13 protein-coding genes are annotated in these 7,706 nt (G+C 63.5%); 7 read left to right on the top strand and 6 right to left on the bottom strand.

Going from position 1 to position 7,706, the window contains the following annotated elements:
* On the bottom strand, positions 1-620 hold a 620-nt coding region (locus I73_RS25775; protein WP_234409401.1), incomplete at its 3' end, for an IS110 family transposase.
* A gap of 165 nt (positions 621-785) precedes the next feature.
* Here I73_RS25775 and I73_RS31360 point away from each other — a divergent pair.
* The 4 genes from I73_RS31360 to I73_RS03770 all read left to right on the top strand — a co-directional run bounded on the left by I73_RS31360 (position 786) and on the right by I73_RS03770 (position 2,866).
* Complete coding sequence (locus I73_RS31360; RefSeq protein WP_083876531.1) at positions 786-1,247, top strand: DUF3592 domain-containing protein; 462 nt, start codon at positions 786-788, stop codon at positions 1,245-1,247.
* A 78-nt stretch (positions 1,248-1,325) separates the two neighbouring features.
* Entirely contained in the window at positions 1,326-1,559 is a 234-nt protein-coding gene (locus I73_RS03780) for a DUF6429 family protein (RefSeq protein ID WP_022979396.1), read from the top strand.
* Positions 1,560-1,707: 148 nt separating this feature from the next.
* The gene (locus I73_RS03775; protein WP_022979395.1) at positions 1,708-2,121 is read left to right on the top strand and encodes an SRPBCC family protein; all 414 of its coding nucleotides are present in this window, start codon (positions 1,708-1,710) and stop codon (positions 2,119-2,121) included.
* Between the two features lie 82 nt (positions 2,122-2,203).
* Entirely contained in the window at positions 2,204-2,866 is a 663-nt protein-coding gene (locus I73_RS03770; RefSeq protein WP_022979394.1) for a dihydrofolate reductase family protein, read from the top strand.
* 33 nt (positions 2,867-2,899) lie between these two features.
* Here I73_RS03770 and I73_RS33030 read toward each other — a convergent pair whose 3' ends face one another.
* Positions 2,900-3,070 carry a hypothetical protein gene (locus I73_RS33030; RefSeq protein WP_022979393.1) on the bottom strand — a complete coding sequence of 57 codons (171 nt, stop codon included), beginning with the start codon at positions 3,068-3,070 and terminating at the stop codon, positions 2,900-2,902.
* A gap of 107 nt (positions 3,071-3,177) precedes the next feature.
* On the opposite strand from I73_RS33030, the gene I73_RS03760 reads away from it, so the two are divergent.
* On the top strand, positions 3,178-3,627 hold the full coding sequence (locus I73_RS03760; protein WP_022979392.1) for an SRPBCC family protein: 450 nt from the start codon (positions 3,178-3,180) through the stop codon (positions 3,625-3,627).
* A gap of 99 nt (positions 3,628-3,726) precedes the next feature.
* Here the strand turns inward: I73_RS03760 and I73_RS03755 are convergent, their stop codons facing one another.
* Both I73_RS03755 and I73_RS03750 read right to left on the bottom strand, forming a co-directional pair.
* Positions 3,727-4,128 carry a PIN domain nuclease gene (locus I73_RS03755; RefSeq protein ID WP_022979391.1) on the bottom strand — a complete coding sequence of 134 codons (402 nt, stop codon included), beginning with the start codon at positions 4,126-4,128 and terminating at the stop codon, positions 3,727-3,729.
* Positions 4,125-4,319: a type II toxin-antitoxin system VapB family antitoxin gene (locus I73_RS03750; protein ID WP_022979390.1), complete on the bottom strand. Its 195-nt coding sequence runs from the start codon at positions 4,317-4,319 to the stop codon at positions 4,125-4,127. The genes I73_RS03755 and I73_RS03750 overlap by 4 nt, the downstream gene beginning before the upstream one ends.
* Before the next feature lie 99 nt (positions 4,320-4,418).
* Between I73_RS03750 and I73_RS30675 the strand changes: the two genes are divergently transcribed.
* Positions 4,419-4,952 (top strand): DUF1697 domain-containing protein, encoded by a 534-nt coding sequence (locus I73_RS30675; protein ID WP_022979389.1) that lies wholly within the window; start codon positions 4,419-4,421, stop codon positions 4,950-4,952.
* Positions 4,953-5,009: 57 nt separating this feature from the next.
* Here the strand turns inward: I73_RS30675 and I73_RS03740 are convergent, their stop codons facing one another.
* Together I73_RS03740 and I73_RS03735 are read right to left on the bottom strand one after the other, a co-directional pair.
* On the bottom strand, positions 5,010-5,354 hold the full coding sequence (locus I73_RS03740; protein WP_022979388.1) for a GFA family protein: 345 nt from the start codon (positions 5,352-5,354) through the stop codon (positions 5,010-5,012).
* A 580-nt stretch (positions 5,355-5,934) separates the two neighbouring features.
* Positions 5,935-6,432: a YfbM family protein gene (locus I73_RS03735; RefSeq protein WP_022979387.1), complete on the bottom strand. Its 498-nt coding sequence runs from the start codon at positions 6,430-6,432 to the stop codon at positions 5,935-5,937.
* 619 nt (positions 6,433-7,051) lie between these two features.
* Here I73_RS03735 and I73_RS32315 point away from each other — a divergent pair.
* Positions 7,052-7,702 carry a hypothetical protein gene (locus tag I73_RS32315; RefSeq protein ID WP_148289676.1) on the top strand — a complete coding sequence of 217 codons (651 nt, stop codon included), beginning with the start codon at positions 7,052-7,054 and terminating at the stop codon, positions 7,700-7,702.
* Positions 7,703-7,706 lie beyond the last annotated feature (4 nt).

The raw sequence follows: 7,706 nt of genomic DNA, 5'->3' as shown, positions 1-7,706 counted from the left end.
ACCCGACGATAGCCTGCCGCGGCAAGCCCTCTGCCGCTCGGGGACAATCGGGGCATGAACCACCGCACCTTGCCCGTGGCCTTGGCCCCGTCTTCGATCACCTCGGCCAGCACCTTGCGCAGCGCCTCGGGGCTTTGCGGGAACACCAGGCCGAACTCGGTGAGCAGGCCGCGGATGCGGTTGATGAGTGCGGTGCGTTCTTCCTTGAAGCCCTCGCGCAGCCGGTGCACGGCCAACTGGCCTTGCTGCGCGGCGGTCTTGACCGGCACGAAGCGCATGTGCGGGCGGCCCGCGGCTTCGCAGATCGCCGCCGCGTCATTGGCGTCGTTCTTGCCGCTGCGTCCGGCCATGCGGTAAGGCGTGACGAAGTGCCCGGCGATCAGCCGCGCATCCAGGCCCAGCAGACGCAGTCGGCGTGCCACGTGATGTGCGCCACCGCAGGCTTCCATCGCCACCAGACAGCCCACAGGCAGTTCGGCACACCAGGCAAAGAATCGCTCGGGCGACATCGGCTTGGCCACCAGCACCCGGCCACCGCGATCCACCGCATGCACCTGGAACACGCGCTTGGACAGATCCACCCCTACCCGCGCCACCGCGCTGCGTGTAATCTCCGCCATGACTTCCCCTTTCCGTTCAGATTGAACTTCCGCAACAGGTCAATCTTGGTACCTCGATACCGTCACAGGACTGGGGAAGTCCCTTCGTATTCGGTCAAGCGGGACGCTCCGCCGGCAAGCCGGCTCCGCGCCCCTTACCTCCAACGTTGAGGCGTCCTTAGCATTATGACCAGCAACCTTGCGCTATTCGGAATTACTCTGGCCATTGGCGCAATACCGCTGGCGATCAAGTCAATGCGACGTATTCGTCTCTATCGTCAGGCGCAAGATTGGCCAAAGGTGCCGGCTACGATAACCGAGTCGTCCGTCCGAGAGGACACCGATGGTGATGGAACTTCCTACCTTCCCGAGTTTTCGTATCGATATTCGGTCTCTGGCAGAGAATACCGTTCATCTGTTCACACAGAAGGCCTGCCGTTTCCAAGCACGGAAGACGCCGCACGTCAGATGGTGAAGAAATTTGCTGCGGGAAGTACTGTTCAAGTGGCTGTCAATCCGACCAATCCGGCCGTCGCGGTGCTCGACACGGGTTTTCCAAAGCCTTGGTACGTTCTGATGGTCGCCAGCATTGTTGCTTTCGTGGTCGGCACGTCGATCGCACTCATTGACGCCATTTTCGAGAAATAGAACCGAGGCCGTCGATCAACCTCGTTCCCTATGGTCGTCGCCCGCTGACCTCCCGTGCTGGGCGCCTGGAGCTGCACCATGACAATCGACACCGACCGCATTGACGCTGCTGTCCTGGCGCTTTTGCGTCTTGGCCTTCATGACGGTGCCAGGGCATGGAAGTCCTTCGATTGGGATGTCATGGCGCGGCTGCATGAACGGGGATACATCTCCGACCCTGTGGGTACCGCAAAGGCCGTCACGTTCACCGATGAAGGTTTGCGTGAGTCGGAACGCCTGTTTCAGGCGCTGTTCGGGAAGCCTGAACGCTGAGGATCTGAAGTTGGCCGTTGCGGCCGTGGCCGCATTGGCATCTCTCTGCATGGCGGCAACGACCCTGGTCTCCGGCAGGTTGAACGGTTGGGTTTGCAGGAGGGCTGACCTACGATGCAGCCCGGCGCTGCTGCTCTGGAGACACGACATGAACATCACGGTGGAGACCACGATCGACGCGCCTATCGCGCTGGTCTGGCAGACCTGGACGACGCCCGCGGACATCCAGCAGTGGAACGCGGCGTCTGACGATTGGCACACGACCGCGGCTTCCGTGGACTTGCGCGTGGGGGGCGCCTTCTCCTCGCGGATGGAGGCCAAGGACGGCAGCATGGGCTTCGACTTTGCGGGCACCTACACGCAGGTGGTGGAGCACCAGCTCATCGAATGCGCCTTTGGCGACCGCACGCTGCGTGTCGAATTTCTGACCGGGCCGGAGGGCGTGACGGTGCGCGAGACCTTCGAGGCCGAGCCCACGCATTCCGAGGAGCAGCAACGCGCCGGTTGGCAGGCCATTCTGGACAACTTCGCCCGCCATGTGCGGGGCAAGCTGGGCGCATGAGCCCTTCCCGCGTGTCGGATGCCGCCGATGACCCGCCGGCGGTGGCGTGCAACCGGACGGGCCGTACAAGCGGAGACAGACGATGACACGCGTTCGCGTTGAAGGCTTCACCCTGTCGCTCGATGGCTATGGCGCCGGGCCGGATCAGGATCTGGCGAATCCTTTGGGCGTGGGTGGCACGGAGCTGCACCAGTGGCTCATTCCCACGCGCACCTTCCAGCGGGCCCTGTTTGGCCAGGAGGGTGGCAGCACCGGGGTGGACGACGACTTCGCCGCCCGCGGCTTCCGCAACGTGGGCGCCTGGATCCTGGGGCGCAACATGTTCGGCCCGGTGCGGGGCCCCTGGCCGGACGATCAGTGGAAGGGCTGGTGGGGCGACAGCCCGCCCTACCACGTGCCCGTCTTCGTGCTGACCCACCATGCGCGGGCCCCCATCGAGATGGCGGGTGGCACCACCTTCCACTTCGTCACTGGCGGCATCCACGAGGCCCTGGACCGGGCGCGTGCCGCGGCCGGCGGGCAGGATGTGCGCATCGGCGGTGGGCCGGCCACGGTGCGGCAGTACCTGCGCGAAGGGCTGATCGACGAACTGCACCTCGCCATCTCGCCGGTGCTGCTGGGCCGGGGAGAGCCCTTGTGGGCCGATTTGGACCTGCGGGCGCTGGGCTACCGCTGCGTGGCTTCGGTGGCGTCGGACAAAGCCACCCACGTCGTGCTGCAGCGCCAGGGGCCGGCGCGTGCCTGAAGCCGGGCGGGGTGGACCCTGCGGCGCAGGGGCTCAACTCATGTGCTGCGGCAGTTCGGCGCAGGCCGTGGCCACGCAGGGTTCGCCGGGGTGGTGGCCCAGTGCCTGGGGCAGCGCCACGAAGGTGGTGAGCACCACGGGCACCAGGGCCATCAGGGCGATGCGCGTCCAGGCCAGGGCAAAGTTCTTCAGGTCGGCGTTCATGCGAAGCTCCTTGTATTCGGTGTGCACAGCTTCGGCCTGGAAGATGAACGTTGGCTTAGCGGCGCGCGGAGTTTTCTTTGGATTCGCTGATACCGGAGAGAGACCACATGGAAGCCATCGACAGTCGGTCTGACGCCCGCAGCCACTTCATCCCGGCCAGCCCGGCCCAGGTCTTTGCCGCGATGCAGGACCCGGACCGCATGGCGCGGTGGTGGGGGCCGGCCGGCTTCACCAACACCATCCAGCAATACGACTTCGAGCCCGGTGGCCGCTGGTTGCTGACCATGCACGGGCCCGACGGCACGAACTACCCCAACGAAAGCCGCTTCACGCGCCTCGTGCCCGACCAGCTCTTCGAGATCGAGCACCTGAACGGCCCCCACTTCGTGCTGACCCTGGAACTGCTGCCGCAGGCGCAGGGCACCCGGGTGCTGTGGCGCCAGACCTTTGACAGCGTGGAACACTACCAGCGCCTGGCCGAATTTGTGGCCGAAGCCAACGAACAGAACCTGGAACGCCTGGCGGCCGAAGTCCTGCGCGTCGAGGGCGCTGCCTGACACCGCGGCATCTCTGCCCGGCTGAGGGCAGGCGACACATCGCGCTGCGCAATGCACACGGAGACACCCGCCCCGAAGCAATGACTCGGGCCTTGGCGCTCAACTGTCCACCATCGCGGAACGCAAACCGAGGTGCTCGACGAAGGGGTCAAAATCCCTGTCGCTGTACAGCAGAGGCAGATCATCCTCGATGCAGCGCGTGGCAATGATCGTGTCGATGGTTTTCCGCACGGTCACGCCCTGCGCTCTGAGCGCCCGGTAGTTTCTCGCCGCCTGTAGCGCAATGTCTTGCCCGCCAAGCGTCAGCACGTCCAGGGACGTAAGCAGCTTTCTGGCCTGGTTGAAGTCTTTCTCGCTGCTGAAGCCCTGGAGCACCTCAGCCAAGATCAAGTCGCCAACAGCAAGTGGCTCTGTGCTCAACAACGCGTCCAGCCGCTCGGTCTGCGGTGTTGCGGCTCCTCGGAAGAAGTCGATCCAGACGCTGGAGTCCACAACAATCACTTGTCTGTCCTCATGGCGTTCAGGTCGCCTTCCCATGGCAACTTGCCTCTGAAGCGGCGCAACTCTTCCTGCTGACGCAGTCTCAGCAGCGTGCGCAAGCCCAGCTCCACAGCTTCCTTCTTGGTCTTCAAACCAGTCAGCCGCAGAGCGTCGCTCATCAGCTTGTCGTCAATCTCGATGTTCGTGCGCATGATGGGTATGATGTGTGCGTAATTTACACATCGTAGTGCCTCGACGTCCGCACCGCAAGCGTCGCCCGTCTCCCGAGACCAGGCGCTACCCTTCACCCCATGCCCACCTACGTCGCACTGCTCCGCGCCATCAACGTCACCGGCCGCTTCGTGAAGATGCAGACGCTGGCCGAGGCCTTTCATCGCCTGGGCTTTGAGGATGCGAGGACCTACATCAACTCCGGCAACGTGATCTTCAGCAGCAGCCAACGCTCTGGCGACAGGTTGGCGCAGGCCCTGGAGGAGGGGCTGGCGCCGCTGCTGGGCTTTCGGGCCGAGGCCTTTGTGCGCAAGGACGATGAGCTGCGCGCCCTGGCCGAGCGCGCGACTGCGATGGGCAGCCCCCTGCCGGCGGGTGCCGAGGTGAACGTGTGCTTTCTGCCCGCGGTGGCCACGCCCGAGCATGCGGCCGCGCTGGCCCAGCTCAAGAGCGACATCGACGAGTTCGAGGTCCACGGGCGCGAGGTCTACTGGCGCTGCCTCACCAGGCAGTCGGACAGCAAGTTCTCCAACGCCGTGCTGGAACGCCGGCTCAAGCTCAGGACCACCCTGCGCCGCGCCAGCATGCTGCAGGGGCTGGTGAGCGTGCTGTGAGGCACCCCACCTCGTGCTGACCGTGGCGGGTGCCCAGGGCCCGGCGCGCCGGGCGAACTACAGCGAACGACCGTCGAACTGCCTGACGGGCAGCGCCGCCAACTCCACCTCTTCAAGGCAACGGGCGTTGACCATCACCATGGGTCTGCCCGCGAGAATGCCTTCGGCAAAGGCATGCACCCCGCACCGGGGGCAGAAGCGGTGTTGGATGGTTTGGCTGCCGAAGGTGTAGGTGGCCATGTCTTCCGCAGGCGTGAGCAGGCGAAAGGCGGCCGGCGAAACCCCCCACTGAAGCGCGCCCTTCTTCGAGCAGATGGAACAGTTGCACGCGATCACCTGCGTCAGCTCCCCCTCGACTTCGAAGGCGACTTGGCGGCAGTGGCAGCTTCCTTGGTACTTCACTGGTGGAATCCTTTGTGTGTTGTGAACAGTGGCGGCGCGATGTGCTGCGTGAATGATGCCGCCCATGGATTCGGCGATCGCCGAGTCACCTGGTACGGGGCCTTCGCAACACGCGACTGAGCCCATAAAGCGCGGCGAACACCAAGAGCCAGAAGCCGGCCGCACGGAAGATCCACACGGCCAGACCCGCCCCGGATGTTGGGCGCCGGGAGAATGCGCCGCCCAAGGTGCTCCACCACAAGAACTCGCCAGGCGAAGCAAAGACCTCTGCCACCACAAGCAAGCCCGAGGGCGGAGATGTTTCGTGCGGAAGAGCGAGCGACAGCACAGCAGCAAAAGCCAGCGCAAGCGCTGCCGTGGAGGAAATTAGAAAGAACTTTCGCACGATGTGGCTGTGCAGCCTGCCCGTGACCAGGCCACGCGTCGCAAGGTGGAGCCCATGCTGTGACGCGGAAGTACCTGCTGGGCACCAACGTGGTTTCGGAGTTCCGCAGATGCGTTGGGGCTGGACGTATTCAATCCGTTTGCCTCAGCGTAGGCATGCAGTGCCTGAGGGCAACGTCGGCGTTAGGGCGTGCTCTCACGAAAGCCACTGGATGACGGCTTCTCCGCGTGACGCGGCGTCGCGATAGAAGACCTGGAGTTGTTGGTAGCTGTCGAGCACGTAGTCGAGCGCCTCCTCCCCGTCACGCACCCAGATCACCTCGGGATAGATTTGCTTGGACTCCATGTCCTTTGGGTTGAAGCGTGGTGTGAGGATCTCGGGCGACAGTTCCGCCAGCACCTCGGCGACGCCACGCACTTGCTCTGCCGTGAGAAAGCGGGCGGGGCCGTAGCCGACCTCGGGGCCGAACTCCTCTCCGCCAAAGACAGCCAGAGACTGAGGTTCGGGACCGCCGTTGGCTTGGCCTGTGAGCAAGTAGTGAATACCGTGCCAAGCCTTGTCCAGGTCGATGTAGTTGGCAGGTTCGCTTTCGCCATCATCCGGGTACAGGTACTCCTCGATCTGGCTAGGATCATCCTGCAACCCGCGAAGGGCGTCAGGCGCCAAGGATGTAAAACAGGCGACCATTCCCATGCAGTGGCTCCGATGGTTGTTCTGTGCGGCTTAACGATTGAAAGGGACTTCCCCGTCCCGAGCGAGCAGCAAGGCGGCCAACGGCAGCGAGTGCCATGGGGTTGCGAATCTCACCCAGCCACTCCGAAGGGGAAGCTTATGGCCATCGTAGGCGTTGGCATCCACTGTGCCAAGAACGGGTCTGCCTTGCCGGATGGGTTGGCCGGCGCCTCAGTAGTCCAGGCCCAGCGCCCGTTCGTTTGCGGTCATGAGCATGATGGCCTGGCCTCTGGCTATTCCGCCCAAGGTCTCTGCCAGCACCGGCAGCGCCTGCGGTGGTAACCGGATGGGGTTACGACGCCTTCGTCGCTTTCAACAGTGATGGTGGCTGCGCGCGGGTGGTGGTTCCGCGATTCCATCAGCATCCGCGCCGCGGCGCTCAACATCTCCAACTGCGGTGGCGTTATCTCGGGTGGGGCGAGAGGCTCACGTTCAACCATGGCCATGATCTTCTCCTTTGACGTGGCATTGGGTTTGGCGGCCATTGCACAGGCACATCGGCGAGATAGATGCCAAACAAGGGGAACCCCGGCCATGACGAGACGGTCTAGAAGGTCAGCTTCAGGGTAGGCTAGTCCAGATGATTCACATGTTCGCTCGCCGCAAAGTCTGCCGGACTTTTGCCTGCCAAATCATTGGTGTCGCAGCCATGGCATTCGCACTGCCCAAGGCCGGGGCAACGGCAGTCGAACCAGTCGGCGCAGAGGGCGTCTCGGTACAAAAAGTCTATGCACCGGACCACCGCTCGTTCGCGTTCATTCGTCACACACCAGAGGTCTTGATAGACACTGGCATTGGCGAGCTGGAAGCCGCGGAGATATGGACCTCGAGGTCGGACGGCAGTGACGCGAAGCTCCTTCTACGGGGTAGACCGGGCAAGACCCCGCAAGAGACGCTGGCGGAATTGAGCGAAATTCAATTTTCGCCGGATGGACGCCAGCTCTTCTTCCTAAGCGCTGCATGGACGACATCCGGTGCTGTGCATGTCGTCCAAGTCGACTCTGGCGAGGAGCATTTTGTCTGCCCAGGCAACTCGCTGGAGGTCATCCAACGCGGCAAATATGCTGGGTACTTGATGGTGCGCCAACATCGATACGCCATGGGAGGTGGGTCCTATGACTGGCTATGGCTATTGACCCCTGAAGGCAAGGACGTGGCTCCGATTTCCATGGACGACGATGCAGCCACTGAAATGTTCCGGAAGATGTATGTGGATCCTGCTGGGCGGTGAGCAA

This window comes from Ideonella sp. B508-1, assembly GCF_000333615.1.
Taxonomy (GTDB): Bacteria; Pseudomonadota; Gammaproteobacteria; order Burkholderiales; family Burkholderiaceae_C; genus Ideonella.
The sequence above is the reverse complement of the archived record's forward strand: the minus strand, read 5'-3'. Positions and strand labels throughout refer to the sequence as shown.

Coding starts and splice junctions, on each gene's coding strand:
- I73_RS31360 (WP_083876531.1), top strand. CDS start 786: ATGACCAGCAACCTTGCGCTATTCGGAATTACTCTGGCCATTGGCGCA.
- I73_RS03780 (WP_022979396.1), top strand. CDS start 1,326: ATGACAATCGACACCGACCGCATTGACGCTGCTGTCCTGGCGCTTTTG.
- I73_RS03775 (WP_022979395.1), top strand. CDS start 1,708: ATGAACATCACGGTGGAGACCACGATCGACGCGCCTATCGCGCTGGTC.
- I73_RS03770 (WP_022979394.1), top strand. CDS start 2,204: ATGACACGCGTTCGCGTTGAAGGCTTCACCCTGTCGCTCGATGGCTAT.
- I73_RS33030 (WP_022979393.1), bottom strand. CDS start 3,070: ATGAACGCCGACCTGAAGAACTTTGCCCTGGCCTGGACGCGCATCGCC.
- I73_RS03760 (WP_022979392.1), top strand. CDS start 3,178: ATGGAAGCCATCGACAGTCGGTCTGACGCCCGCAGCCACTTCATCCCG.
- I73_RS03750 (WP_022979390.1), bottom strand. CDS start 4,319: ATGCGCACGAACATCGAGATTGACGACAAGCTGATGAGCGACGCTCTG.
- I73_RS30675 (WP_022979389.1), top strand. CDS start 4,419: ATGCCCACCTACGTCGCACTGCTCCGCGCCATCAACGTCACCGGCCGC.
- I73_RS03735 (WP_022979387.1), bottom strand. CDS start 6,432: ATGGGAATGGTCGCCTGTTTTACATCCTTGGCGCCTGACGCCCTTCGC.
- I73_RS32315 (WP_148289676.1), top strand. CDS start 7,052: ATGATTCACATGTTCGCTCGCCGCAAAGTCTGCCGGACTTTTGCCTGC.